Origin of the sequence: Thermomonas sp. LB-4 (assembly GCF_036409385.1) — a bacterium.
Classification (GTDB): Bacteria; Pseudomonadota; Gammaproteobacteria; order Xanthomonadales; family Xanthomonadaceae; genus Thermomonas.
Genome location: NZ_JAXOFT010000002.1, coordinates 206,003 through 229,378 on the forward strand (window position 1 = coordinate 206,003; position 23,376 = coordinate 229,378).

General features: G+C 70.3%; 25 protein-coding genes. 18 read left to right on the forward strand and 7 right to left on the reverse strand.

The genetic code is table 11. The annotated features are described in order from the left end of the window. Nucleotides 1-20: 20 nt before the first annotated feature. Nucleotides 21-1,910: a DNA topoisomerase IV subunit B gene (gene parE, locus SPK54_RS02725; RefSeq protein ID WP_330946393.1), complete on the reverse strand. Its 1,890-nt coding sequence runs from the start codon at nucleotides 1,908-1,910 to the stop codon at nucleotides 21-23. Between the two features lie 170 nt (nucleotides 1,911-2,080). Here parE and SPK54_RS02730 point away from each other — a divergent pair, with 170 nt between their 5' ends. From SPK54_RS02730 to SPK54_RS02775, 10 genes are all read left to right on the forward strand, one after another. Next, a complete protein-coding gene (locus SPK54_RS02730) occupies nucleotides 2,081-2,494 on the forward strand; it encodes a globin (RefSeq protein WP_330946394.1) in 414 nt (137 codons plus the stop codon). A gap of 107 nt (nucleotides 2,495-2,601) precedes the next feature. Beyond that, entirely contained in the window at nucleotides 2,602-3,621 is a 1,020-nt protein-coding gene (locus tag SPK54_RS02735; RefSeq protein ID WP_330946395.1) for a glucokinase, read from the forward strand. A gap of 184 nt (nucleotides 3,622-3,805) precedes the next feature. Continuing rightward, nucleotides 3,806-5,473, forward strand: coding sequence for a CTP synthase (locus SPK54_RS02740; protein ID WP_330946396.1), 1,668 nt, complete (start codon nucleotides 3,806-3,808; stop codon nucleotides 5,471-5,473). 8 nt (nucleotides 5,474-5,481) lie between these two features. Then, complete coding sequence (gene kdsA, locus SPK54_RS02745) at nucleotides 5,482-6,315, forward strand: 3-deoxy-8-phosphooctulonate synthase (protein ID WP_330946397.1); 834 nt, start codon at nucleotides 5,482-5,484, stop codon at nucleotides 6,313-6,315. 23 nt (nucleotides 6,316-6,338) lie between these two features. Further along, on the forward strand, nucleotides 6,339-7,631 hold the full coding sequence (gene eno / locus SPK54_RS02750; RefSeq protein ID WP_330946398.1) for a phosphopyruvate hydratase: 1,293 nt from the start codon (nucleotides 6,339-6,341) through the stop codon (nucleotides 7,629-7,631). Between the two features lie 14 nt (nucleotides 7,632-7,645). Then, nucleotides 7,646-7,987 (forward strand): cell division protein FtsB, encoded by a 342-nt coding sequence (gene ftsB, locus SPK54_RS02755; RefSeq protein WP_330946399.1) that lies wholly within the window; start codon nucleotides 7,646-7,648, stop codon nucleotides 7,985-7,987. Beyond that, nucleotides 7,984-8,670, forward strand: coding sequence for a 2-C-methyl-D-erythritol 4-phosphate cytidylyltransferase (gene ispD, locus SPK54_RS02760; RefSeq protein ID WP_330946400.1), 687 nt, complete (start codon nucleotides 7,984-7,986; stop codon nucleotides 8,668-8,670). Before ftsB ends, ispD begins: the two co-directional genes overlap by 4 nt. A gap of 98 nt (nucleotides 8,671-8,768) precedes the next feature. Next, entirely contained in the window at nucleotides 8,769-9,248 is a 480-nt protein-coding gene (gene ispF, locus SPK54_RS02765; protein ID WP_330946401.1) for a 2-C-methyl-D-erythritol 2,4-cyclodiphosphate synthase, read from the forward strand. Next, nucleotides 9,245-10,270, forward strand: a complete 1,026-nt coding sequence (truD, locus tag SPK54_RS02770; RefSeq protein WP_330946402.1) for a tRNA pseudouridine(13) synthase TruD — start codon at nucleotides 9,245-9,247, stop codon at nucleotides 10,268-10,270. Before ispF ends, truD begins: the two co-directional genes overlap by 4 nt. Further along, the gene (locus SPK54_RS02775) at nucleotides 10,267-10,860 is read left to right on the forward strand and encodes a DUF3267 domain-containing protein (RefSeq protein ID WP_330946403.1); all 594 of its coding nucleotides are present in this window, start codon (nucleotides 10,267-10,269) and stop codon (nucleotides 10,858-10,860) included. The genes truD and SPK54_RS02775 overlap by 4 nt, the downstream gene beginning before the upstream one ends. On the opposite strand, the gene SPK54_RS02780 is transcribed toward SPK54_RS02775, so the two are convergent. Continuing rightward, the gene (locus SPK54_RS02780; protein ID WP_330946404.1) at nucleotides 10,861-11,415 is read right to left on the reverse strand and encodes a Smr/MutS family protein; all 555 of its coding nucleotides are present in this window, start codon (nucleotides 11,413-11,415) and stop codon (nucleotides 10,861-10,863) included. A 71-nt stretch (nucleotides 11,416-11,486) separates the two neighbouring features. Between SPK54_RS02780 and surE the strand changes: the two genes are divergently transcribed. From surE to SPK54_RS02800, 4 genes are read left to right on the forward strand one after another with little or no spacing between them, the layout of a single operon-like run. Further along, a complete protein-coding gene (surE, locus tag SPK54_RS02785) occupies nucleotides 11,487-12,275 on the forward strand; it encodes a 5'/3'-nucleotidase SurE (RefSeq protein WP_330946405.1) in 789 nt (262 codons plus the stop codon). Continuing rightward, complete coding sequence (locus SPK54_RS02790) at nucleotides 12,272-12,952, forward strand: protein-L-isoaspartate(D-aspartate) O-methyltransferase (protein ID WP_330946406.1); 681 nt, start codon at nucleotides 12,272-12,274, stop codon at nucleotides 12,950-12,952. The genes surE and SPK54_RS02790 overlap by 4 nt, the downstream gene beginning before the upstream one ends. Next, on the forward strand, nucleotides 12,949-13,563 hold the full coding sequence (locus tag SPK54_RS02795) for a YqaA family protein (RefSeq protein ID WP_330946407.1): 615 nt from the start codon (nucleotides 12,949-12,951) through the stop codon (nucleotides 13,561-13,563). The genes SPK54_RS02790 and SPK54_RS02795 overlap by 4 nt, the downstream gene beginning before the upstream one ends. Before the next feature lie 8 nt (nucleotides 13,564-13,571). Then, nucleotides 13,572-14,348 (forward strand): peptidoglycan DD-metalloendopeptidase family protein, encoded by a 777-nt coding sequence (locus SPK54_RS02800; protein ID WP_330946408.1) that lies wholly within the window; start codon nucleotides 13,572-13,574, stop codon nucleotides 14,346-14,348. A gap of 85 nt (nucleotides 14,349-14,433) precedes the next feature. Here the strand turns inward: SPK54_RS02800 and SPK54_RS02805 are convergent, their stop codons facing one another. Genes SPK54_RS02805 through purM form a run of 3 tightly spaced genes read right to left on the reverse strand, consistent with a single transcriptional unit; the run spans nucleotide 14,434 to nucleotide 16,802 of the window. Continuing rightward, a complete protein-coding gene (locus SPK54_RS02805) occupies nucleotides 14,434-15,105 on the reverse strand; it encodes a DUF3108 domain-containing protein (RefSeq protein WP_330946409.1) in 672 nt (223 codons plus the stop codon). 33 nt (nucleotides 15,106-15,138) lie between these two features. Then, on the reverse strand, nucleotides 15,139-15,783 hold the full coding sequence (purN, locus tag SPK54_RS02810; protein ID WP_330946410.1) for a phosphoribosylglycinamide formyltransferase: 645 nt from the start codon (nucleotides 15,781-15,783) through the stop codon (nucleotides 15,139-15,141). Further along, nucleotides 15,783-16,802, reverse strand: coding sequence for a phosphoribosylformylglycinamidine cyclo-ligase (purM, locus tag SPK54_RS02815; protein ID WP_330946497.1), 1,020 nt, complete (start codon nucleotides 16,800-16,802; stop codon nucleotides 15,783-15,785). The genes purN and purM overlap by 1 nt, the downstream gene beginning before the upstream one ends. Nucleotides 16,803-16,957: 155 nt before the next feature. Here purM and SPK54_RS02820 point away from each other — a divergent pair, with 155 nt between their 5' ends. From SPK54_RS02820 to hda, 3 genes are read left to right on the forward strand one after another with little or no spacing between them, the layout of a single operon-like run. Further along, a complete protein-coding gene (locus SPK54_RS02820; RefSeq protein ID WP_330946411.1) occupies nucleotides 16,958-18,085 on the forward strand; it encodes a DUF2066 domain-containing protein in 1,128 nt (375 codons plus the stop codon). A 2-nt stretch (nucleotides 18,086-18,087) separates the two neighbouring features. Continuing rightward, nucleotides 18,088-19,278, forward strand: coding sequence for an AI-2E family transporter (locus SPK54_RS02825; protein WP_330946498.1), 1,191 nt, complete (start codon nucleotides 18,088-18,090; stop codon nucleotides 19,276-19,278). A gap of 1 nt (nucleotide 19,279) precedes the next feature. Continuing rightward, nucleotides 19,280-19,987 carry a DnaA regulatory inactivator Hda gene (hda, locus tag SPK54_RS02830; protein ID WP_330946412.1) on the forward strand — a complete coding sequence of 236 codons (708 nt, stop codon included), beginning with the start codon at nucleotides 19,280-19,282 and terminating at the stop codon, nucleotides 19,985-19,987. Nucleotides 19,988-20,057: 70 nt separating this feature from the next. Here the strand turns inward: hda and murU are convergent, their stop codons facing one another. Together murU and SPK54_RS02840 are read right to left on the reverse strand one after the other, a co-directional pair. Then, nucleotides 20,058-20,765: an N-acetylmuramate alpha-1-phosphate uridylyltransferase MurU gene (gene murU / locus SPK54_RS02835; RefSeq protein ID WP_330946413.1), complete on the reverse strand. Its 708-nt coding sequence runs from the start codon at nucleotides 20,763-20,765 to the stop codon at nucleotides 20,058-20,060. Then, nucleotides 20,762-21,766 (reverse strand): phosphotransferase, encoded by a 1,005-nt coding sequence (locus tag SPK54_RS02840; protein WP_330946414.1) that lies wholly within the window; start codon nucleotides 21,764-21,766, stop codon nucleotides 20,762-20,764. Before SPK54_RS02840 ends, murU begins: the two co-directional genes overlap by 4 nt. A gap of 42 nt (nucleotides 21,767-21,808) precedes the next feature. Between SPK54_RS02840 and SPK54_RS02845 the strand changes: the two genes are divergently transcribed. Further along, the gene (locus SPK54_RS02845; RefSeq protein WP_330946415.1) at nucleotides 21,809-23,227 is read left to right on the forward strand and encodes a mannose-1-phosphate guanylyltransferase/mannose-6-phosphate isomerase; all 1,419 of its coding nucleotides are present in this window, start codon (nucleotides 21,809-21,811) and stop codon (nucleotides 23,225-23,227) included. Nucleotides 23,228-23,376 lie beyond the last annotated feature (149 nt).

Below are 23,376 nucleotides of genomic sequence, written 5' to 3' on the forward strand. Positions count from 1 at the left end.
GGCGGCAGCGAATCGCCAGGTCAGACTTCCAGCGTGGCCAGGTCGCCCTTCTGCTCCAGCCAGCTCTTGCGGTCGGAGGCGCGCTTCTTGGCCAGCAGCATGTCCATCAGCGCGCGGGTGGCCGCGTCGTCGTCCACGGTGAGTTGCACCAGCCGGCGCGTGTCCACGTGCATGGTGGATTCGCGCAGCTGCTGCGGGTTCATCTCGCCCAGGCCCTTGAAGCGGGTCACGTGGACCTGGCCCTTGAGCTTCTCGCGCTGGATCTTCTCCAGCAGCAGGCGCTTTTCCTCCTCGTCCAGCGCATAGAACACCTGCTTGCCCACGTCCACCCGGAACAGCGGCGGCATCGCCACGAACACGTGGCCGGCGCGCACCAGCGCGGGGAAGTGGCGCAGGAACAGCGCGCTGAGCAGGGTGGCGATGTGCAGGCCGTCGGAATCGGCGTCGGCCAGGATCACGATCTTGCCGTAGCGCAGGTCGTCGATCTCGTCCTTGCCGGGGTCGCAGCCGATGGCGACGGCGAGGTCGTGCACTTCCTGCGAACCCAGCACCTGCCCGGAGGCGACTTCCCAGGTATTCAGGATCTTGCCGCGCAGCGGCAGGATGGCCTGGAAATCCTTGTCGCGCGCCTGCTTGGCGCTGCCGCCGGCGGAGTTGCCCTCGACCAGGAACAGCTCGGTGCGCGACAGGTCCTGCGAAATGCAGTCGGCCAGCTTGCCGGGCAGCGCCGGGCCCTGCGTCACCTTCTTGCGGACGATCTGCTTCTCGGTCTTGAGCCGCGCCGACGCTCGCTCGATGGCCAGCTGCGCGATCTTCTCGCCTAACTCGGTGTTGGCGTTGAGCCAGAGGCTGAAGGCGTCGTGCGCGGCGCCCTCGACGAAGCCCGCGGCCTGCCGCGAGGACAGGCGTTCCTTGGTCTGGCCGCTGAACTGCGGGTCGGTCATCTTCAGCGACAGCACGAAGGCGACGCGGTCCCACACGTCTTCCGGCGCCAGCTTGACGCCGCGCGGCAGCAGGTTGCGGAAGTCGCAGAACTCGCGCAGCGCATCGGTGAAGCCGCTGCGCAGGCCGTTGACGTGGGTGCCGTGCTGGGCGGTAGGAATCAGGTTGACGTAGCTTTCCTGCACCAGCTCGCCTTCCGGCAGCCAGGCCACCGCCCAGTCCACCACCTCGGTGTCCTTTTTCAGGCTGCCCACGAACAGCTCCGGCGGCAGCAGCTCGCGGCCGTCCAGCTCGCCCTTCAGGTAATCGCGCAGGCCGTCCTCGTAATGCCACTGCAGGCGCTCGCCGCTGGCCTCGTCGAACAGGCTGACGGTCAGGCCGGGGCACAGCACGGCCTTGGCGCGCAGCAGGTGCTTGAGCGCGCGCAGGTTGAACTTCGGCGTGTCGAAGTATTTGGGATCGGGCCAGAAACGCAGCCGCGTGCCGGTGTTCTTCCTGCCGACGCTGCCGACCACCGACAGGGCGGAAGCGCGGTCGCCATCGGCGAAGGCCATGTGGTATTCGCTGCCGTCGCGCTTGATGAACACGTCGACCCGCGTCGACAGCGCGTTGACCACGCTCACGCCGACGCCGTGCAGGCCGCCGCTGAAGGTGTAGTTCTTGTTGCTGAACTTGCCGCCGGCGTGCAGGCGGGTGAGGATCAGCTCGACGCCGGGGATCTTCTCCTCCGGATGGATGTCCACCGGCATGCCGCGGCCGTCGTCGGCCACTTCGCAGCTGCCGTCGGCGTGCAGGGTCACTTCGATGCCGCGCGCGTGCCCCGCCAGCGCCTCGTCCACTGCGTTGTCGATGACCTCCTGCGCCAGATGGTTCGGGCGGCTGGTGTCGGTGTACATGCCGGGCCGGCGCTTGACCGGGTCCAGGCCGGAGAGGACTTCGATGTCGGCGGCGTTGTAGCGGGTGTTCATGCGGGCATGCTGCAGGGGGACGGCGCAGGATGGTCGCCGCGGATGCCGCGGTCAAGGTTGAACGCCATCACGAACCGTGCCACGCCGCGTGCGGGTTTGCGCCAGATCAACACCGGCCGGGCCCCCTGCGTCGATCATGCCGCGCTTCCCCCCACGGAGAGCGGCCGGCGATGTCCGACCAGTACGAGGACTTGCAGCAGAGCTACGGCCGCTGCCTGCGCGACAAGCGCTTCATCGAGCGTTTCTACGAGGTGTTCATGGCCAGCCATCCGGCGATCGCGCCGATGTTCGCCGACACCGACTTCAGCAAGCAGCGCATGGCGCTGCGGCGCGGGATCAGCGTGGCGATCCTGCATGCGGCCGGCAGTGGAATGTCGCGGGGCGCCACCGAGACCATGGCCGACGTGCACAGCCAGGCGGGCCGCGTGCCGGTCGATCCCGCGCTGTATCCCTACTGGATCGACAGCCTGCTGCAGGTGGTCGAGGCCACCGACGACGAGGCCACGCCGGCGCTGCTGGCGCGCTGGCGCACGGCGATGGGGGTGGTCTGCGACACTTTCACCCGGCGCTATCGGGCCGCGTGATCCAGCACCGCGCCGGCCGTCCGGCGGCGTGGCGCCATCGCCTACAATCGCCGCGGGGTCGCCGGACGGGGCGATCCTTCCCGAAGGCAGGCGACGGCGGCAGGTGCATGGGCGACAGGGCGGTGGATCAGGCGGGCGCGACCGCACCGGCAGCGACGGCGCGGCTGCTTGCCGCTGACGTAGGCGGCACCTATGCGCGGGTGGGTCTGGTTGATCCGCAGGGCAACGGTTTCGCCGTCGGCTTCCACCGCCGTTACCAGTGCGCGGCCTTCCCCAGCCTGGCCGCGGTGCTGCGCCACTTCCGCGACGAGGCCGCGGAGGCCGGCGAAGCCGCGTTCCCGGACGCCTGCGTGGTGGCGATCGCCGGCGTACTGCAGGGCGACCACCTGCTCAACGGTAACCTGGCCTGGCCGGTGTCGCTGTCTGGGACCCGGCGCGACGCCGGCATCCGCCACCTGCACCTGATCAATGATTTCGAGGCGCTGGCCTGGGCGCTGCCGCGGATTCCGCAGGCGCAGTTCCAGCCGCTGGGCGCGGCGGGAGGCCTGCCGCTGCCGGCGCTGCTGCTGGGTCCGGGCACCGGGCTTGGCGCGGCGCTGCTGGTCGATCAGGGCGGCCGGCTTGCCGTGCAGCCCAGCGAAGCGGGGCAGGCCGCGCTGGCCGCCGGTACGCCGCTGGAGCTGGACGTGGTGCGGCTGCTGCAGGCGCGCTTCGGGCACGTGGCCAGCGAGCGTGTGTTTTCCGGCCCTGGCCTGGTGCACCTGTACGAGGCGCTGTGCGCGCTGCGCGACCTGCCGCCGCGCTGGCACACGCCGGCCGCACTGGTGGAAGCGGCGGGCCGGGGGGATGATCCGCTGGCCGTGGAGTGCATCGCGCTGTTCTGCGGATGGCTGGGCAGCTTTGCCGGCGACCTGGCGCTGACCTTCCGGGCCGGTTCGGTCTGCCTGGCCGGTGGCCTCACCGGCCACCTGCAGCGCCATCTGCCGCGGGGCGATTTCATGCGGCGCTTCCTCGACAAGGGCGTGCTGTCCGACAGCCTGCGCCAGCTGCCGGTGCATGCGCTGGAACACGGCGACCTGGGCCTGATCGGCGCGGCGGCCTGGCACGACGCGCAACCGCAGGGCTGAGCGGAGGCCGCGACAACCCCCGATTGCGGCAGGGTTGGGGCGATTGCGCCCCGCCGGCGAACGTTCCGGAACCACGTCTTTCCTTATCTGGATCAAAGGCTTATCTGCTGAGGGCAGGGCGGATGCCATGTACGCCGGCGCGTCTTGCCGCTAGAATGCGGGTTTCCAGCGCCGCGCTGCCGCCATGACTTCCCCTGCTACCCATACGCCCCTCCTCTTCGTGACCGGGGGCGTGGTGTCCTCGCTCGGCAAAGGCATTTCCGCCGCCTCGCTCGCAGCGATCCTCGAAGCCCGTGGCCTGTCGGTCACGATGATGAAGCTGGACCCCTACCTCAACGTCGATCCGGGCACGATGAGCCCGTTCCAGCACGGCGAGGTCTACGTTACCGACGACGGCGCCGAGACCGACCTCGACCTCGGCCACTACGAGCGCTTCGTCAACACCCGCCTGTCCGGCCTGAACTCGATCACCACGGGCAAGATCTACGACGCCGTGATCCGCAAGGAGCGCCGCGGCGACTACCTCGGCGGCACCGTGCAGGTGATCCCGCACGTCACCGACCAGATCAAGCACTGCATCGACGCCGCCACCACCGGCTTCGACGTCGGCATCGTCGAGATCGGTGGCACCGTCGGTGACATCGAATCGCTGCCGTTCCTCGAGGCGATCCGCCAGCTGCGGATCGAGCGCGGCGCCGACAAGGCGATGTTCATGCACCTGACCCTGGTGCCCTACATCGCCGCCGCCGGCGAGCTGAAGACCAAGCCCACCCAGCATTCGGTGAAGGAACTGCGCGGCATCGGCATCCAGCCGGACGTGCTGATGTGCCGCAGCGAGAAGCCGCTGCCGGACGGCGAGCGCCGCAAGATCGCGCTGTTCACCAACGTGCCGGAGAAGGCGGTGGTGTCCGCCATCGACCTGGACAACATCCACAAGATCCCGCGCTGGCTGCACGCGCAGGGCCTGGACCAGCTGGTGGTGGAGCAGCTGCGCCTGGACGGCAAGGCGCGCGCGGCGGACCTGTCGGAATGGGATGCGGTGGTGGATGCCGCCGAGCACCCGGACGGCGAGGTGACCATCGCCGTGGTCGGCAAGTACATCGACCACAAGGACGCCTACAAGTCGGTGGGTGAGGCGCTCAAGCACGGGGGCATCCGCCAGCGCACCCGCGTGAACCTGAAGTGGCTGGAGGCCGGCGACATCGAGCGCGAGGGCGCTGCCGCGCTGCTGGCCGACGTCGACGGCGTCCTGGTGCCGGGCGGGTTCGGCGACCGCGGCTTCGAGGGCAAGGTGCTGACCTCGCAGTACGCCCGCGCCACCGGGCTGCCGTATTTCGGCATCTGCTACGGCATGCAGGCGGCGGTTGTCGACATGGCCCGCCACGAAGCCGGCCTGGCCGGCGCCAACAGCACCGAGAACGACCGCAACGCCGCGCATCCGGTGATCGGGCTGATCACTGAATGGCGCACCCAGAGCGGCGAGGTGGAGCGCCGCAGCGAGGGCTCCGACCTGGGCGGCACCATGCGCCTGGGCCTGCAGGAGCAGCGCATCAAGCCGGGCACGCTGGCGCACGCGCTGTACGGCAAGGACGTGGTCGGCGAGCGCCACCGCCATCGCTACGAATTCAACAACCGCTACCGCACCCAGCTGGAGGATGCCGGGCTGGTGATTTCCGCCAAGTCGATGGACGACCTGCTGGTGGAGATGGTGGAACTGCCGCAGGCCGTGCATCCGTGGTTCCTGGCCTGCCAGGCGCATCCCGAGTTCCTGTCCACGCCGCGCAGCGGGCATCCGCTGTTCGTCGGCTTCATCCGCGCCGCCCGCGAACGCCGCGCGGCCCAGCAGAAGTGAGTACACCCATGGATCTTTGCGGCTTCAAGGTCGGCCTCGACCAACCGCTGTTCCTCATCGCCGGCCCCTGCGTGGTCGAAAGCGAGCAGCTGCAGATCGACGTGGCGGGGCAGTTGAAGGAGATCACCGGCAAGCTGGGGATCAACTTCATCTTCAAGTCCAGCTTCGACAAGGCCAACCGCACCTCGATCAACAGCTTCCGCGGCCCCGGCATGGAAGAGGGCCTGCGCGTGTTGGCGGAAGTGAAGCGCCAGCTCGGCGTGCCGGTGCTGACCGACGTGCACGAATACACGCCCATGGACGAAGTGGCCGCGGTGGTGGACGTGCTGCAGACGCCGGCCTTCCTGGTGCGCCAGACCGACTTCATCACCAGGGTCTGCGCCACCGGCAAGCCGGTCAACATCAAGAAGGGCCAGTTCCTGTCGCCGTGGGACATGAAGCCGGTGGTGGAGAAAGCCAAGTCCACCGGCAACCAGCAGATCATGGTCTGCGAGCGCGGCGCCAGCTTCGGCTACAACAACCTGGTCAGCGACATGCGCAGCCTCGCGGTGATGCGCGACACCGGCTGCCCGGTGGTGTTTGACGCCACCCACTCGGTGCAGCTGCCCGGTGGCCAGGGCAGCAGCTCTGGCGGCCAGCGCGAATTCGTGCCGGTGCTGGCGCGCGCCGCGGTTGCCGTGGGCGTGTCCGGCGTATTCATGGAAACGCATCCAGACCCCAGCAAGGCGCTGTCCGACGGCCCCAACGCCTGGCCGCTGGGCAAGATGGAAGCGCTGCTGGAAACGCTGCTGGCGCTGGACGCCGCGACCAAGCGCGGCGGCTTCCTCGAACAGACCCTCTGAAATTCCCTGGACGATTTCACACGATGACCACGATCACCCACATCCACGCCCGCGAAATCCTCGACAGCCGCGGCAACCCCACGCTTGAAGCCGAAGTGACGCTGGCTGACGGTTCGTTCGGCCGCGCCGCGGTGCCGTCCGGCGCTTCCACCGGCAGCAAGGAAGCGGTGGAGCTGCGCGACGGCGACAAGACCCGCTACCTCGGCAAGGGCGTGCAGAAGGCCGTCGGCAACGTCAACGGCGGGATCGCCGACGCGCTGCAGGGCTTCGATGCCGCCGACCAGGCCGGGCTGGACAAGCGCTTGATCGACCTCGACGGCACCGAGAACAAGGGCCGGCTGGGCGCGAACGCGCTGCTGGGCGTGTCGATGGCGGCCGCACACGCGGTGGCGGCGTCGCGCAAGCAGGCGCTGTGGCAGTACCTCGCCAGCCTGACCGGCGCCGCACCGGTGCTGCCGGTGCCGATGATGAACATCATCAACGGCGGCGCGCACGCCGATAACAACGTGGACCTGCAGGAGTTCATGGTGCTGCCGGTGGGCTTCGATTCGTTCTCCGAGGCACTGCGCAGCGGCACCGAGATCTTCCACGCGCTGAAGTCGGTGCTGAAGGCGCGCGGCCTGTCCACCGCGGTGGGCGACGAGGGCGGCTTCGCCCCCGACCTGCGCAGCAACGAGGAAGCGCTGGAAACCATCCTCGAGGCGATCGGCAAGGCCGGCTACAAGGCCGGCGAAGACGTCCTGCTGGGCCTGGACGTGGCGTCCACCGAGTTCTTCGAGAATGGCAAGTACAACCTCACCGGCGAGGGCAAGCGCCTGACCTCGGAGCAGTTCGTCGACTTCCTGGCCAACTGGTGCGCGCAGTACCCCATCGTCACGATCGAGGACGGCATGGCCGAGGACGACTGGGACGGCTGGAAGCTGCTGACCGACCGCCTTGGCGGCAAGGTGCAGCTGGTCGGCGACGACCTGTTCGTCACCAACCCGCGCATCTTCCGTGACGGCATCGGCCGCGGCGTGGCCAACGCCATCCTGATCAAGGTCAACCAGATCGGCACCCTCAGCGAGACGCTGGAGGCGATCGCGATGGCCGACGCGGCGAAGTACGCGGCGATCGTCTCGCACCGTTCCGGCGAGACCGAGGACACCACCATCGCGGACATCGCGGTGGCGACCACCGCCACCCAGATCAAGACCGGCTCGCTGTGCCGCAGCGACCGCGTGGCCAAGTACAACCAGCTGCTGCGCATCGAGCAGCAGCTGGGTGCCGCCGCGCGCTACGCCGGACGCGACGCGTTCGTGTCGCTGAAGCGCTGAGCCTGCCCGCCGCCGTGGCGAAGCCGTTGCGCGTGCTGCTGGTGGTGCTGGTGCTGCTGCTGGCGGCGCTGCAGTACAAGCTCTGGTATGGCAGCGGCGGCCAGCATGAAGTGATCGCGCTGAAGGCCCAGGTGGCCGCCCAGGCGGCGGAGAACCGCAAGCTGCAGGCGCGCAACGACGCGCTGGCCGCGGAAGTCGCCGACCTCAAGGCCGGCGGCGAGGCGGTGGAGGAGCGCGCGCGCAGCGAGCTGGGCATGGTCAAGCCGGGCGAGACCTTCTACCGGGTGATCGACGGCGCACAGTTGCCCGCCACTTCGCCTGTCCCTGCGGCAGGCGCCGACGGCGCGACGCCATGAGCTGGGCGCTGGTGCCGGCCGCCGGCAGCGGGCGCCGCTTCGGCGGCGAGGTGCCCAAGCAATACCTGCACGTCGCCGGCAAGCCGCTGATCGCACATGCGCTTGACGCGTTGTTGGCGCATCCGCGCATCGACGGCGTGGTGGTGGCGCTGGCCGTGGACGATCCCCGTTGGCCTGGCTGGACGTCGCTGCACGGCAAACCGGTGATCGCCTGTGCAGGCGGTGGCGAGCGCGCCGATTCGGTGCTGGCCGCGTTGCGCGCACTGCCGGAGGGCGTGGCCGAAGACGAACTGCTGCTGGTGCACGACGCCGCGCGGCCCAACCTGCGCGGCGACGACATCGGCAGGCTGATCGACGCTGCGACCGCCTGCGCCGACGGCGCCATCCTCGCCGCGCCGGTGCGCGACACCCTCAAGCGCGCCGGCGAATCCGGACGCATCGCGGCGACCGAGCCGCGCGACGGGCTGTGGCGCGCGCTGACCCCGCAGGCGTTCCGCCGCGATCTGCTCGGTCGCGCGCTGGAGGTGGCGCAGCTCGCCGGGATCGCCGTCACCGACGAAGCAATGGCGGTCGAGCGGTTGGGGCTGCACCCCGCGCTGGTCGAGGGGCGCGAAGACAATCTCAAGGTGACCACGCCGGCGGATCTGGCGTTGGTGGAATTTTTGCTGGCAAGGACCCCGTAGGAGCGCACCGCAGGGGCGCGAACGCTTTCGCAGGATCACGCCAAGAGCATCGCGCCCCTGCGGTGCGCTCCTACAAGAAGCGGTCGAGAGGCGGACAGATGGATTTCAGGATCGGCCAGGGCTTCGACGTACACGCGTTTGGTGAAGGCGACCATGTGATGCTGGGCGGCGTGCGCGTCCCGCACGAGCGCGGCGTGCTGGCGCATTCCGACGGCGACGTGGTGCTGCACGCGCTGTGCGACGCCATGCTCGGCGCGCTGGCGCTGGGCGACATCGGCCGCCACTTCCCGCCGTCGGACGCGCGCTGGAAGGATGCCGACAGCCGCGCCTTCGTCCGTCACTGCGATGCGCTGCTGCGCGAGCGCGGCTGGCGCGTCGGCAACTGCGACATCACCGTGGTCTGCGAGCTGCCGAAGGTGGGCCCGCATGCGCAGGCGATGCGCGAGCTGATCGCCGCCGACCTCGGCATCGACGTGGATGCGGTGAGCGTGAAGGCGACCACCAGCGAAAAGCTGGGCTTCACCGGCCGCGGCGAAGGCATCGCGGCGCAGGCGGTGTGCCTGCTGGTGCGGGCGTGACGGCGCTTGCGCGTGCGCACGGTGCGCCGGTGCTGGCCGCGCGCATACGCAGCACGCCGGAAGATTTCTTCGTCGAGGAGCTGCCGGGTTTCGAGCCCAGCGGCGCCGGCGAGCATCTGCTGCTGACCATCGAGAAGCGCGGCATGAACACCGCGTTCGCCGCCAAGACCATCGCGCAGTGGGCGGGCGTGGACGAGTCGGCCATCGGCTACGCCGGCCTGAAGGATCGCCATGCGGTGACCCGCCAGCGGTTCTCGGTGTGGATTCCGAAGAAGATCGCGCCCGATTTCGCCGCCCTGCAGTCGGATGCGCTGCGGGTGCTCGACCATGCCTGGCATGCGCGCAAGCTGCCGCGCGGCGCGCTGGCGGGTAACCGCTTCGTGCTGGTGCTGCGCGAGCTGGAGGGCCAGCGCGAAGCCGTCGATGCGCGGCTGTCCGCGATCGCGCAGCGCGGTGTGCCCAACCATTTCGGCGAACAGCGCTTCGGCCGCGGCGGCGACAACGTGCGCAAGGCGGTGGCGATGTTCGCCGGGGGCAGGGTCAAGCGCGAGGAGCGCACGATGCTGCTCTCTGCCGCGCGTTCGGAGCTGTTCAACCGGGTGCTGGCGGTGCGGGTCGAGGCAGGCAACTGGGATGCGGCGTTGGACGGCGAGGTGTGGATGCTGGACGGCAGCCGCAGCGTGTTCGGGCCCGAGCCGTTGACCCCCGGCCTGCAGGCGCGGCTGGAAGCCTTCGACATCCATCCCAGCGGCCCGCTCTGGGGCGAGGGCGAGCTGCGCAGCACCGGCGCGGCGCGCGATGTGGAGCTTGCTGCGCTGGCAGGCGATACCGCACTGCGCCTGCGCGCCGGGCTGGAGCGTGCCCGCCTGAAGCAGGAACGCCGCGCGCTGCGGCTGCGGCCTGCGGAGTTGGCGTGGGACTGGCGCGACAGCGGCGCGCTGGAGCTGCGCTTCACCCTGCCGCCGGGCAGCTATGCGACGACGGTGCTGCGCGAGCTGGGCGACATGCGGGATGTGGAATGAGGTGGCATCGGCAAAACGGGATTCCCGACAATCCCGATTTCGAACCCGAGGCCGAAGGCGGCTGGGCCGCCTTGCCCGAGCCGCCCCCGGAAAAGCTGCAGATCCATGCGCTGGTGCCGCTGGCGTTGACCCTGCCGCTGTTCGCGCTTGCCTGGCTGTGGCTGCTGCGCGCTGGTGCGCGAGACTTCGGGCCGATCGGCGCGGTGGCGGGCCTGCTGGTAGTGCTGCCGCTGGTGGTGGTGCACGAGGGAATCCACCTGCTGCTGCATCCGGGGCAGGGCCGGTCGCCGCAGAGCGTGCTCGGCGCCAGCAGCAAGCACGGCATCATCTATGCGATGTATTTCGGGGAAATGAGCCGGAAGCGCTATGTGGCGGTGTTGCTGGGGCCGTTCGTCGTGCTCAGCGTCCTGCCGCTGCTGGCCTGCGCCATCGCGGGGCGATTCCACCCGCTGCCCGCGCTGACCTCGCTGTGGAACACGCTGTTCGCCTGTGGCGATCTGCTCGGTGCCTGGCTGATCCTGCGGGGTTCGCCGCCCGGCGCGCGCCTGCGCAACCGTGGCTACCACACGTGGTGGCGGATGCCGCGATGATCAGTCGCGCCTGAGCAGCACCAGCACCGCCCCGGTGCCGCCCTGCGCGGCCGGCGGCGAGTGGAAGGCCAGCACGTCGGCGCGCTGGCGCAGGATGCGGTCCACCAGGTTCTTCAGCACCGGCAGCCGCTCCTCCGAGTTGCGGCCCTTGCCGTGCACGATCCGCACGCAGCCCAGCCCGTGCGTGCGGCAGTCGCGCAGGAACTCGCGCAGCAGCGCTTCGGCGGCGCGGGCGGGCAGGCCGTGCAGGTCCAGCTCTTCCTGCGCCGCGTACTCGCCGCGCGCCAGCTTCTTCAGCACCCGCGGGGTGATTTCGTCGCGCCGGTAGCTGAGCACGTCGCCGGCTTCGAGGGCAGACACCAGCATGTGGCGGAACTCCTCGCGCGCGGCCGCCTCGTCGCGACGGGCCATTTTCGCGGACGGTTTCGGCTTGGGCACTGCGGGCGGTGGCGCGGCCTGCGGCAGTGCGCGGACCTTGCCCTGGTCGGCGCCAATGGCGGCGCGGAACAGGCTGGCGTCGTCGCGGTCGTCGGGTTCGGGCGGGGCCTTGCGCATTGCTTCAGGTTACCGCGAAGCGCTTCCGGCATCCGGTATCATGGCCGCATGCACAATGTTCCGATGCCGTGATGCGGGTCCTGGTCAGCAACGACGACGGCGTCGACGCCCCCGGCATCCATGCGCTCGCCAAGGGCCTGCGCGATGCCGGCCACGACGTGGTGATGGTGGCGCCCGACCGCGACCGCAGCGGCGCCAGCAATTCGCTGACGCTGGACGCGCCGATCCGGGTGGTGCGGCTCGACGAGCGCACCTGGAAGGTCTACGGCACTCCCACCGACTGCGTGCACGTGGCGGTTACCGGCATGCTGGAGGCGTTGGGGCTGGAGCCCGACATCGTGGTGTCCGGCATCAACAACGTCGCCAACCTCGGCGACGACGTGATCTATTCCGGCACCGTGGCGGCGGCGATGGAAGGTCGCTTCCTCGGGCTGCCGGCGGTGGCGGTGTCGCTGGTCACCGAGTCCCACCAGGGCAAGCACTACGAAAGCGCGGCGCGCGCGGCGGTGGAGATCGTCGAGCGCCTGCGCCGCGACCTGCTGCCGGCGTCCACCATCCTCAACGTGAACGTGCCGGACCTGCCGTGGGACGAGATCCGCGGCTTCGAGACCAGCCGCCTCGGCCATCGCCACCGCGCGGAGCCGTGCACGCCGCAGGAAGATCCGCGCGGTCGCCAGTGGTGGTGGATCGGCGCCGCCGGCGACGAGCAGGATGCCGGGCCCGGCACCGATTTCCACGCGGTGCGCAGCGGCCATATCGCGATCACCCCGCTGCACGTCGATCTGACCCGCTACCAGGCGCTGGAGCAGGTGGCCGGCTGGGTGGGCGGGCTGGCCGCGTCGCTGGAGGCGGACGCGTGATCGCGCGGATGCGCCTGCAGCCGGCCGACCTCGGCATGGGCCTGACCGGCCAGCGCGTGCGCGATCGCCTGATCGACGACCTGCGCAAGGGCGGCATCGCCGACGAGCGCGTGCTCAATGCGATCCGCACGGTGCCGCGCCACCAGTTCGTGGACGAGGCGCTGGCCTCGCGCGCCTACGAGAACAACGCCCTGCCGATCGGGCACGGGCAGACCATCTCGCAGCCGTTCGTGGTGGCGAAGATGACCGAGGCGCTGCTGCGCGACGGGCCGAAGAAGGTGCTGGAAGTGGGCACTGGCTCCGGCTACCAGGCGGCGGTGCTGGCCGCGCAGGGGCTGGAGGTGTTCACCGTCGAGCGCATCGGCGACCTGCTGCGCACCGCGCGCAAGCGCTTCCGCGGTCTTGGCCTGCACGTGCGCAGCAAGCACGACGACGGCCGCATCGGCTGGCCGGAAGAGGCGCCGTTCGACGCCATCATCGTCACCGCCGCCGGTCCTGCGCTGGTGGATGCGCTCATCACGCAGTTGGCGCCGGGCGGGGTGCTGGTGGCGCCGGTGGGCGCCTCCGCCGGGCAATCGCTGCTGTGCCTGCGCAGGCAGCCCGACGGCACCATCGCGCAGGAAGACCTGGGCGCGGTGGTGTTCGTGCCGCTGCTGTCGGGGATGACCGATCGATGAAGCTGTTCGGCCCGCTCTACCTGCGCGCACTGGCCTGGTCCCGGCATCCGAAGGCGCCGGCGCTGCTGGGCGGCCTGAGCTTCGCCGAAGCCATCGTGTTTCCGGTGATGCCGGAAGTGATGCTGGCGCCGATGTGCCTGGCCCAGCCCAGGCACGCGTTCCGTTTCGCCAACATCAGCCTGCTGTTCTCGCTGCTGGGGGCCGTGGTCGGCTATCTGCTGGGCCACTACGCCTATGAACTGGTCAAGCCGGGGTTGGCCGCGCTGGGCTGGCTGGCGCGGATCGATGCCGAGGTGGCCGAGCTGCGGGCGATCGTGGCGCATTCGCCGTGGCGCGCGTTCTGGTTGCTGGTGCTGGCCGGGTTCACGCCGATCCCGCTGAAGATCTTCACCTGGGCCAGCGGCGTGGTCGGGGTGCCGCTGCTGCCGTTCCTAGCGGCGATGCTGGTGGGCCGCGGCAAGCGCGTCTACCTGCTGGCGCTGGTCCTGCGGCTGGGCGGCGAACGCGCCGAGCGCGCTCTGCACCGCTGGATCGAGCACCTGGGCTGGGCGGCGATGCTGCTGCTGGCGGTACTGGTCGGTTGGCTGCTGTTGCGCGGGCCTGCGGCATGATGGGCGGCATGAGGGCATACCGGGTCCTGGCGTTGGTGGTGGCAGTGGTCGTGCTAGCGGGCTGCGGGCGCAGCCGGGTGGTGCGCGAATACCCGCCTCGCGGCGGGCACGGGGCAACCACCAGGCTGCCGCCGGTGCGCGTGTCCCAGCCCAAGTACGGCGCCACCGCGGTGGTCCAGCGCGGCCAGACGGTCTACCGGATCGCCACCGAGAACGGCATCACCGCGCTCGACCTTGCGCTCTGGAATAACATCCCGCCCCCCTACACCATTTACCCGGGGCAGCGCCTGCGCCTGTACCCCAGCGATCGCCGCGATCCACCCGCGCATGCCGCGGTGGCAACGCCACCGCGGCCGCAGCAGCCGCCGCCACAGCCGCGGCCTGCGACCGTGCCGGCCGCGCCCGCCAGCAGCGAGCTGTCCTGGCGCTGGCCCGCCGAGGGCGCGGTGGTGGCCACCTTCGCCGGGGGCGACCCTACGCGCCAGGGCATCGACATCGCCGGCAAGGCCGGGCAGCCGGTGCGCGCTGCCGCCGATGGCGTGGTGGTGTATTCCGGCTCGGGCCTGGTGGGCTACGGCGAGCTGGTCATCGTCAAGCACAACGACCAGTGGCTGTCCGCCTACGGGCACAACCGCGCGCGGCTGGTGAACGAGGGCGCGCTGGTCAAGGCCGGCCAGCAGATCGCGGAAATGGGCCGCAGCGGCGCCTCGCGCGACATGCTGCACTTCGAGATCCGCTACACCGGCAAGCCGGTGGACCCCCAGGCGTACTTGCCCAAGCGTTGAGCTGGCGGGACCGCACTGGCGCGCCTGCGCCGCGCCGTGGCGGCGGAAGAGGGGGCCGCCGGCGACGCGCTGCGTCGCGCTGGGGTCAACGCACCGACTTGAGCGTCAGCTCCAGTTCGTCCTTGCCGTCCTTGCGCTGCAGGATGCGGGCTGGTGTCGGCAGGCCATCGACGATCCACACGATCACCTGCTTGTCGTCGCTGCTGCGCGCAACCTTGGTGGCGGTGCGCTGCTGCCCGCCGACGGTGACGGTGTCCTTGCCCAGGTTCTGGAAACGCTGCGGCCGCGCCATGCCGTTATCCACCAGCCGGTAGCTGAGCGGTTTGCCGGCGGCCACGTCGCGGACCAGGGCCAGGTTGATCAGCATGCCGTCGAGGTCGCCGTCTTCCAGCTTCACCGGGCCGGCGCGGTCGGCCTTCACGTCGCCGCTCCAGTGCGCCTCGCGCTGGGCCCAGTCGTAGGTGGCGTTCTTCTGCGAGCGCTTGAACAGCACCTGCGTGGCGTCGACGCCGGAGAGCGGGCGGAAGCCAGCCCCATGCTCTTCGAACACGGTGGTCTGGCGCGAGCTGCCCAGCTGGTTGCTGACGCTCAGTTCGTAGTTCCAGCGGTTGTCGCTGCCGCGGTTCAGGCTGATCTGCGCGTTGGCCTGTACGCCCTTCCAGCTGGCCTCGTAATCGGCCACGAACGGCTTCACGGCCCATGCCTGCGAGGCGGCGAGCAGCAGGGTCAGGGCGGAGGCGATGCGGACTGCTTTCATGCGGGATACCTGTTCGTTACCGACGCATACGCGTCAAGTCGTTATCGACTCTAGCGACAGCGGCGTAAACAGGGCCTGACCATCCACGGTTGCCTGTCCATTGCGTTCAGCAAGGCGGCCGGCGGCCGCCAGCCGCAGCACCGCCAGCATCAGCGGGTGTTCTACCGCCAGCACGCGTGCGGCCAGCAGGTCGGCATCATCGCCCGGATGCACCGGCACCCGCGCCTGTGCGATCACCGCGCCCGCATCCAGCTCCGCATTCACGAAATGCACGCTGGCGCCATGCTCGGCATCGCCCGCGTCCAGCGCGCGCTGGTGGGTGTGCAGGCCCTTGTGCCTGGGCAGCAGCGCCGGATGGATGTTCAGTACGCGGCCGGCGAAGCGCCGCACGAAGGCTTCGCCGAGGATGCGCATGTAGCCGGCGCAGACGATCCAGTCCGGTTCGCAGGCGGCCACGGCATCGGCCAAGAGCGCGTCGAAGGCTTCGCGGCCGCCGCAGGATTTGGGCGTGCGCGACCAGCGCAGGGATTCCGGCACCCGTTGCAATGCCTGCGCGTCAGGCTTGTCGGAAAACACGCCGACGATGCGCGCATCCAGGGTGCCGGCGGCAATGGCGTCGAGGACGGCCTGCAGGTTGCTGCCGCGGCCGGAGGCAAGGATGGCGATGCGGGCCGGCATCAGCGGATGTGCAGCCGCTCGCCTTCGCCCGGTGCCGGCACCACCTGGCCGATCTGCCAGTGCGCAAGGCCCATCCGGTCGAGGTCGGCGCCGATCGCGGCGGCGTCTGCCGGCGCGACCATCAGCACGTAGCCGATGCCGCAGTTGAAGGTGCGCCACATTTCCTCGCGCGCCACGTTGCCCTCGCGCTGCAGCCAGTCGAACACCGCCGGCAGCGGCCAGCTGGCGGTGTCGATGTCCAGCCCGAGGCCCTGCGGCACCACCCGGATGATCTTTTCCACCAGCGCGCCGCCGGTGACGTGGGCCATGGCGTGGATGTCATGCCTGGCCAGCAGCTCCAGCACCGGTTTGACGTAGATGCGGGTGGGCTCCATCAGCGCGTCGGCAAGCGTGACGCCGCCGAGATCGAGATCGAGCGGGTTGCCCGCCCGTTCGAGGATCCTGCGCACCAGCGAATAGCCGTTGGAATGCGGGCCGCTGGAGGCGATCCCGATCAGCACGTCGCCGGCGCGCAGCCTGCTGGAGTCGATGAGCTTCGATTTCTCCACCGCGCCGACGGTGAAGCCGGCCAGGTCGTATTCGCCCGGCGGGTACATGTCGGGCATTTCCGCGGTCTCGCCGCCGATCAGCGCGCAACCGGCGATCTCGCAACCCCTGGCGATGCCGCCGACCACGTTCACCGTGGTGTCCACGTCGAGCTTGCCGGTGGCGAAGTAGTCGAGGAAGAACAGCGGCTCGGCGCCCTGCACCAGCACGTCGTTCACGCACATCGCCACCAGGTCCTGGCCGATGCTGTCGTGGCGGTTCAGCTGCTTGGCCAGGATCAGCTTGGTGCCCACGCCATCGGTGCCGGACACCAGCACCGGCTCCCGGTAGCGACCGGAGAGATCGAACAGGCCGCCGAACAGGCCCACCCCGCCCAGCACTTCCGGCCGCATGGTGCGGCGGACCAGCGGCTTGATGCGTTCGACCACCGCATTGCCGGCATCGATGTCGACGCCCGCGTCGCGGTAGGTCAGGCCGGGGGAAGAGGGCGTGGATGGCGTCACGGCGAACTCGCGCAGGCGTGGTAGACATCGGATTTTAGCAGCCGCGCAGCGCGGACATGGACGCGCCCGCCCGGCTGCGGCACCATTTCGGCAGCAATGGCCGGGGTTTCCGGCGAGGAACGGCGATGCAGATGAAGCCGCAAGGGACGATGCAACGGTGCAGGGGATGGCTCTGGGCGGCCCTGCTGGGGGCCGGCCTGTGCCTGCTGCCGGCGGGCGCGGCGTTGGCGCAGCGCACCGAGGGCGACCGCGCGCAGGCGCAAGGCGCCTACCAGGCCGAGGTGGCGGTGCGCAACCAGACCGACGGCGAGCGCGACAAGGCGTTTGCCCGTGCGCTGGCGCAGGTGCTGGGCAACGTGACCGGCGACGACGGTGCGGCCCAGCGCCCCGGCGTACGCGAAGAGCTGGCGAAGGCGGAGGACTACGTCGAAGGCTACGACTACCGCCAGGACGAAGGCGTGTCCGCCACCGGGGCGCCCAGCTTCCAGACCATGCTGGTGGTGCGTTTCCGCCAGCAGGACGTGGATGACCTGGTGGCGATGCTGGGCCTGCCCAGCTGGCCGCAACCACGGCCCAAGCCGGTGCTGTGGCTGGCCATCGACGATGGCAGCGGGCCGCGGCTGGTGGGGCTGGGGCAGGTGAACGCGGCGCGCTCGGTGCTGGATGCCGCCAAGTCGCGCGGTTATGCATTGGGGCTGCCGGCGGGGAATGCCGCCGAGCAGGCCGCGGTGGGTGCGATCTGGCGCGGCGACACCGCCGCGATCGCCTCGCTGTCGAAGCGCTACAGCCCGCCGATGCAGCTGATCGGCAAGCTGCAGCGCAGCGACGGCGGCTGGCGCGCGGACTGGACCTTCGTCGACGCGGGCAAGGTGCTTTCGAGCTGGCAGACCCGCAGCGTGGATGCGCGCAAGGCCATGGCAGGCGGCGCCGAGGGCGCGGCGGATGCGCTCTTCAAGCGCTATGCCAAGGCCGGCACGGCCGGGCCGCCGGGGATCTATCGGGTTCGGGTGCTGGGGATCGACGGCGCCGACGACTATCTGCGCCTGGCCGGCTACCTGGACGGGATGTCCATCGTGCGTCGCATCACCCCGGCCGCCGCCGCGCCGGAAGTCCTGGAGCTGGATCTGGAGCTGGCGTCGGGCATTGCCGGGTTCGCCCGCTACGTCGGCCGCGGCGGCACGCTGTCTGCAGTGCCGGCCGGCGAAGCCGGCGCGGATGCGGGCGTCGCCACGTTCAGGCTGGGGGCACGTTGAGCATGCATCGCGAGGATGACCTGGCGACCATCGCCGCGTTCTACCGGCGAGTGCAGTGGACCGCGCTGGCGCTGGGCGTGGTGTGGGTGGTCTGGCTGCTGGCACCGATCCTCAGCCCGTTCGTGTTCGCGGCGCTGCTGGGCTGGTTGGGCGACCCGATGGTCGACCGCCTGGAAGCCCGCCGCCTGCAGCGCAATACCGCGGTGGTGCTGGTCTTCAGCGTGATGACCCTGGTGCTGGCCATCGTGGCCATCCTGCTGGTGCCGCTGCTGGAACAGCAGCTGGTGACGCTGGTCGAATCGCTGCCGAACTACCGCGACTGGTTCGTGCAGACCGCGCTGCCGTGGATCGAGCGGCGCACCGGCCTGCAGATCCTGTCGTGGCTGGATCCGGAGCGCCTGTTCCAGCTGATCCGGGAGCACTGGCAGAGCGCCGGCGGCGTGGCCGCGACCGTGCTTGGCTATGTCTCGCGCTCCGGCTTCGCGCTGATGGGGTGGCTGGCGAACATCGTGCTGCTGCCGGTGCTGACGTTCTTCTTCCTGCGCGACTGGGACCTGCTGGTCGAGCGCGTCGGTGCGCTGGTGCCGCGCGACCACTACGACACCGTGCGCCGGCTGGCGCGCGAATCCGACGAGGTGCTGGGCGGGTTCCTGCGCGGCCAGCTCACGGTCATGTTGATCCTGGGCGTGATGTACGCGATCGGCCTTTGGGCCGTGGGCCTCAACCTCGGCATCCTGATCGGGCTGATTGCCGGCCTGCTGACCTTCGTGCCCTACCTGGGGCCGGCATCCATCGTGGTGTTCGGCGGCATCGCCGCGCTGGTGCAGTACGGCGACTGGCAGCACCTGGCCGGGGTGGCCGTGGTGTTCACCGTTGGCCAGATCATCGAAAGCTACTGGCTGACCCCGAAGCTGGTCGGCGACAAGATCGGCCTGCACCCGATGGCGGTGATCTTCGCGGTGATGGCCGGCGGCACCCTGTTCGGCTTCCTCGGCATGCTGCTGGCGCTGCCGGTGGCGGCGGTGGCGAACGTGCTGCTGCGCTATGCGCAGGACCGCTACCGGCACAGCCGCCTGTACGCCGGCGACGCGGCGGCGATCGCGCCCGAGCCGGCCGCCGTCGTGAGCGCCGAGCCGGCCGCCGTCGTGAGCGCCGAGCCGCCGGCGGACGGGCGCGAGCCGCCCGCGACCTGAGATGGCCGAACTGGTGCCACAGCTGCCGCTGGCCCTGCGTGCGCCGCCCGACCAGCGGCTGTCGCGCTACGTCGACGCGCCGGTTGGCCTTCCCGAAGCGCTGCATGCATTGGCGGTCGGCGGTGCTGCTGCCGGGCTCTACCTGCACGGCGCGCACGCTACCGGCAAGACCCACCTGCTGCTCGCCACCTGCGCCGAGGCGGAGGCGGCAGCCGCCCGCGCCGTCTATCTCACCCTGCAAGGGCTGCGCGGACATGTGCGTGCAGCGGTGGAGGGGCTGGAGCGGGCCGAGCTGGTGGCGGTGGACGACGTGGATGCCGTCGCCGGCAGCCGCGACGACGAGGTGGCGCTGTTCGACTTGCACAACCGCCTGCATGACGCCGGGCGTGGCGTCCTGTACGCCGCCGACGCGGCGCCGGACGCGCTGCCGCTGGTGTTGCCTGACCTGCGTTCGCGGCTGGCGCAATGCGCGCGCTGGACGCTGCCGGTGCTGGATGATGCGGGCCGCGCCGAGCTGCTGCGCCAGCGTGCCGCCGCGCGCGGGCTGGACCTGGACGACGCCGCGCTGGAGTGGCTGCTGCGCCGCTGCAGCCGCGACCTCGGCAGCCTGACCGCCATCTTCGAACGGCTCGACCGCGCCTCGCTGGCCGCGCAGCGGCGCTTGACCGTGCCGTTCCTGCGACAGGTGCTGGAAGCGGGCCAGGCGTAAGGGCGCATCGCAGGGGCGCGATGCTGTTCCGGTGCTCTCGAAAAAGCTTTCGCGCCCCTGCGGTGCGCTCCTACAGTGCCTCTTGCGTCAGCTGCGCGTCGAGCCGCGCCAAGCGCTCCGGCGTGCCGACGTCGGTCCATCTGCCGCGATGGTATTCGCCGGTGATGCGGCCCGCGGCCATGTGCGCGCGCAGGACCGGCGCCAGCGGGAACTTCGGCTTGCCGTTGGCGAGGGCCGGTTCGGGGATGGCGTCGCGCCAGCGCTCCAGCAGCTGCGGGCGATAGACGCCGATGCCGGCATAGGTGAGCTTGTGTGCGCCATCGGCGCGCACGCAGCCGCCCGCATCGAGCGCGAAGTCGCCATGGGTCGCCTGCGGCGGCCGGTCCACCATCACAAGGTGCGCCAGCCCGCGCGGCTCGCGCGGCAGGGCGGCGAAGTCGAAGTCGGTCCACACGTCGCCGTTGACCAGCAGGAAAGGAGCGTCGCCCAGCAGCGGCAGCGCGTTCCACATGCCGCCGCCGGTTTCCAGCGGGATGTCGCCTTCGAATGCGTAATGGACGCGCAAATCCCAGCGTGCACCGTCGCCCAGCGCCGCGGGGAACTGCTCGGCCAGCCACGAGGTATTGACCACCACCTCGCGAATCCCAAGCGCCGCCAGCTTCTCAAGATGCCATTCGATCAGCGGCTTGCCGCCGACGGGCAGCAGCGGCTTGGGCGTGGTGTCGGTGAGCGGGCGCATGCGCTCGCCGAGGCCGGCGGCGAAGATCAGCGCCTTCATGCAGCCACCTTGGCGAACGCTGGTTTGATGGTGTGGTCAAGCAGCTCGCGCAGCGGGTCGAGTTCGCGGTACTTCGGCACCACCGCGTCGAGATAGCCGAGGAAGCGCGGCGCGTCTTTGATGTAGCGCGGCTTGCCGTCGCGATGGTGCAGGCGGGCGAAGATGCCCAGGATCTTGAGGTGCCGTTGCACGCCGCACCAGTCGGCGTCGCGAAGAAAAGTCTCCAGCGCCGGCACCGGCAAACCGGCTTCGATGGCGCGCGCGTGGTAGCGGCGCAGCCAGCCGTCGACGCGCGCCTCCGGCCAGCTCAGGAAGGCGTCGCGCAGCAGGCTGACCGGGTCGTAGGCGATCGGGCCCAGCACCAGGTCCTGGAAATCCAGCACCGCCGGGCCGCCTTCGACCGGCATCAGGTTGCGTGGCATGTAGTCGCGGTGGGTGGGCACGCGCGGCTGCGCCAGCGCGTTGTCCATCAGCCGGCGCTGCGCCAGCTCCAGCCGCTCGCTGTCGCCGCAGTCCAGTTCGATGCCGAGGTGGCGGCGCACGAACCAGTCCTCGAACAGCCCGGCGTCGCGTTGCAGCAGGGCTTCGCCGAACGCCGGGAAATCCGCCGGCAAGGCCAGCGACTGCAGCCGCAGCAGCTGGGCGATCGCAGCATCCATATGCGCGTCGGCATTGGCCTCACCGACCACCTGCGCCACGGTCGGCCCGCCCAGGTCTTCCAGCAGCAGGAAGCCGGCGTCGACGTCGCGCGCCAGCACCTGCGGCACGCGCACGCCGGCGGCGTCGAGCAGGTCGCGCACGCGCAGCCAGGGGCGCACGTCTTCCTTGTCCGGCGGCGAGTCCATCACGATCCGCGACGGCTTGGCGCCCACGCTGCGCCAATAGCTGCGGAAACCGGCGTCGGTGGAGGCCCGCGCAAGCCCTGCATCGGCAATTCCCAGCGCGTGGCGGGCCCATTGCAGGCGGAGGATGGCGCGGTCGTCGGTTGCAGGGCTGCTCATGTGCAAAGGGTAAACTGCCGCTTCGATTCCAGCGAGGCAGGTATGGCGAAGTTGCAGCCCGTGTTGTTGTCCGGCGGTTCCGGGACCCGTCTGTGGCCGCTTTCGCGCGAGGCCTACCCCAAGCAGTTCCTGCCGCTGGCCAGCGACGACACCATGCTGCAGGCGACCTGGAAGCGGGTGGCCGCCATCGCCGATGTCGCGCCGATCGTCGTGGCCGGCGAAGACCACCGCTTCCTGGTCGCCGAGCAGCTGCGCCAGGTCGGCGCGCCGACCCCGGCGATCCTGCTGGAGCCGGTGGGCCGCAACACCGCGCCGGCGATCGCCGCGGCCGCGCTGCAGGCGCTGGCCGGCGGTGACGATCCGCTGCTGCTGGTGCTGCCGTCCGACCACGTGGTGCGCGATGGCGAGGCTTTCCGCGCCGCGGTGGCCGCGGCGATGCCGGCGGCGGAGGCGGGCGCGCTGGTGACGTTCGGGATCCTGCCGGATGCGCCGGAAACCGGCTTCGGGTATATCCATGCGGAAGCGGGCAAAGCCGACAAGGGCGACGGCGTGCGCAAGGTGCTGCGCTTCGTCGAGAAGCCCGATGCCGCCACCGCGCAGCGCTACCTGGATGCCGGCGGCTATTACTGGAACAGCGGCATGTTCCTGCTGCGGGCCTCGCGCTACCTCGAAGAGTTGCAGCGCTTCCGCGCCGACATCGTGGCGGCGGTGCGTGCATCGTTCGAGGCCGCGGCGCGCGACGGCGATTTCATCCGGTTGGACAAGGCCGCGTTCGCCGCCTGTCCGTCGGATTCCATCGACTATGCGGTGATGGAGAAGACCGATGCCGCCTGCGTGCTGCCGGTGGACATCGGCTGGAACGATGTCGGTTCGTGGTCGGCGCTGTGGGAGGTGAGCGAGCAGGATGCCGACGGCAACGCGCACCACGGTGATGTGATTTCCATCGGCAGCCGCAACAGCTACGCGTACGCGCGCCGCCTGGTGGCGCTGGTGGGCGTGGACGACCTGGTGGTGGTGGAAACCGACGACGCGGTGCTGGTGGCGCGCAAGGACAGGGTGCAGCAGGTCAAGGACGTGGTGGCGCAGCTCAAGGCCGGGCAGCGCTCGCAGGCCGTGCTGCACCGCGAGGTACACCGCCCGTGGGGCAGCTACGATTCCATCGACATGGCCGACGGGTTCCAGGTCAAGCGGATCAAGGTCAAGCCGGGCGCGCGGCTGTCGCTGCAGTCGCACGAGCGCCGCGCCGAGCACTGGGTGGTGGTGCGCGGCACCGCGCGGGTGACCCGCGACAACGACGTGTTCGAACTGTTCGCCAACCAGAGCACTTACATTCCGATCGGCGCCAAGCACCGGTTGGAGAATCCAGGCAGGGAGATGCTGGAATTGATCGAGGTGCAGTCCGGCGATTACCTGGGCGAGGACGACATCGTCCGCTACGAGGATGTGTACGGGCGGTCGTGACGGCGTGCGGTGCGTGCGTTCTCTCGCGGCCGCGTTCCCGCGGGCACTGCCTTCCGCGAATGTCCCCCGGCATTGGTCGGTGGCCAATGCCTCCTCCTTCTCGCGGCCGCGCTCCCGCGGGCACTGCCTTCCGCGAATGTCCTCCGGCA

What these genes read in the sequence shown, in the direction of transcription:
- parE (WP_330946393.1), bottom strand. Translation starts at nt 1,910, where the DNA reads ATGAACACCCGCTACAACGCCGCCGACATCGAAGTCCTCTCCGGCCTG.
- SPK54_RS02840 (WP_330946414.1), bottom strand. Translation starts at nt 21,766, where the DNA reads ATGAGCAGCCCTGCAACCGACGACCGCGCCATCCTCCGCCTGCAATGG.
- SPK54_RS02805 (WP_330946409.1), bottom strand. Translation starts at nt 15,105, where the DNA reads ATGAAAGCAGTCCGCATCGCCTCCGCCCTGACCCTGCTGCTCGCCGCC.
- surE (WP_330946405.1), top strand. Translation starts at nt 11,487, where the DNA reads ATGCGGGTCCTGGTCAGCAACGACGACGGCGTCGACGCCCCCGGCATC.
- purN (WP_330946410.1), bottom strand. Translation starts at nt 15,783, where the DNA reads ATGCCGGCCCGCATCGCCATCCTTGCCTCCGGCCGCGGCAGCAACCTG.
- eno (WP_330946398.1), top strand. Translation starts at nt 6,339, where the DNA reads ATGACCACGATCACCCACATCCACGCCCGCGAAATCCTCGACAGCCGC.
- ispF (WP_330946401.1), top strand. Translation starts at nt 8,769, where the DNA reads ATGGATTTCAGGATCGGCCAGGGCTTCGACGTACACGCGTTTGGTGAA.
- kdsA (WP_330946397.1), top strand. Translation starts at nt 5,482, where the DNA reads ATGGATCTTTGCGGCTTCAAGGTCGGCCTCGACCAACCGCTGTTCCTC.
- murU (WP_330946413.1), bottom strand. Translation starts at nt 20,765, where the DNA reads ATGAAGGCGCTGATCTTCGCCGCCGGCCTCGGCGAGCGCATGCGCCCG.
- SPK54_RS02740 (WP_330946396.1), top strand. Translation starts at nt 3,806, where the DNA reads ATGACTTCCCCTGCTACCCATACGCCCCTCCTCTTCGTGACCGGGGGC.
- SPK54_RS02780 (WP_330946404.1), bottom strand. Translation starts at nt 11,415, where the DNA reads ATGCGCAAGGCCCCGCCCGAACCCGACGACCGCGACGACGCCAGCCTG.
- SPK54_RS02735 (WP_330946395.1), top strand. Translation starts at nt 2,602, where the DNA reads ATGGGCGACAGGGCGGTGGATCAGGCGGGCGCGACCGCACCGGCAGCG.
- SPK54_RS02795 (WP_330946407.1), top strand. Translation starts at nt 12,949, where the DNA reads ATGAAGCTGTTCGGCCCGCTCTACCTGCGCGCACTGGCCTGGTCCCGG.
- SPK54_RS02730 (WP_330946394.1), top strand. Translation starts at nt 2,081, where the DNA reads ATGTCCGACCAGTACGAGGACTTGCAGCAGAGCTACGGCCGCTGCCTG.
- SPK54_RS02845 (WP_330946415.1), top strand. Translation starts at nt 21,809, where the DNA reads ATGGCGAAGTTGCAGCCCGTGTTGTTGTCCGGCGGTTCCGGGACCCGT.
- SPK54_RS02775 (WP_330946403.1), top strand. Translation starts at nt 10,267, where the DNA reads ATGAGGTGGCATCGGCAAAACGGGATTCCCGACAATCCCGATTTCGAA.
- SPK54_RS02820 (WP_330946411.1), top strand. Translation starts at nt 16,958, where the DNA reads ATGCAGATGAAGCCGCAAGGGACGATGCAACGGTGCAGGGGATGGCTC.
- SPK54_RS02825 (WP_330946498.1), top strand. Translation starts at nt 18,088, where the DNA reads ATGCATCGCGAGGATGACCTGGCGACCATCGCCGCGTTCTACCGGCGA.
- SPK54_RS02800 (WP_330946408.1), top strand. Translation starts at nt 13,572, where the DNA reads ATGAGGGCATACCGGGTCCTGGCGTTGGTGGTGGCAGTGGTCGTGCTA.
- ispD (WP_330946400.1), top strand. Translation starts at nt 7,984, where the DNA reads ATGAGCTGGGCGCTGGTGCCGGCCGCCGGCAGCGGGCGCCGCTTCGGC.
- hda (WP_330946412.1), top strand. Translation starts at nt 19,280, where the DNA reads ATGGCCGAACTGGTGCCACAGCTGCCGCTGGCCCTGCGTGCGCCGCCC.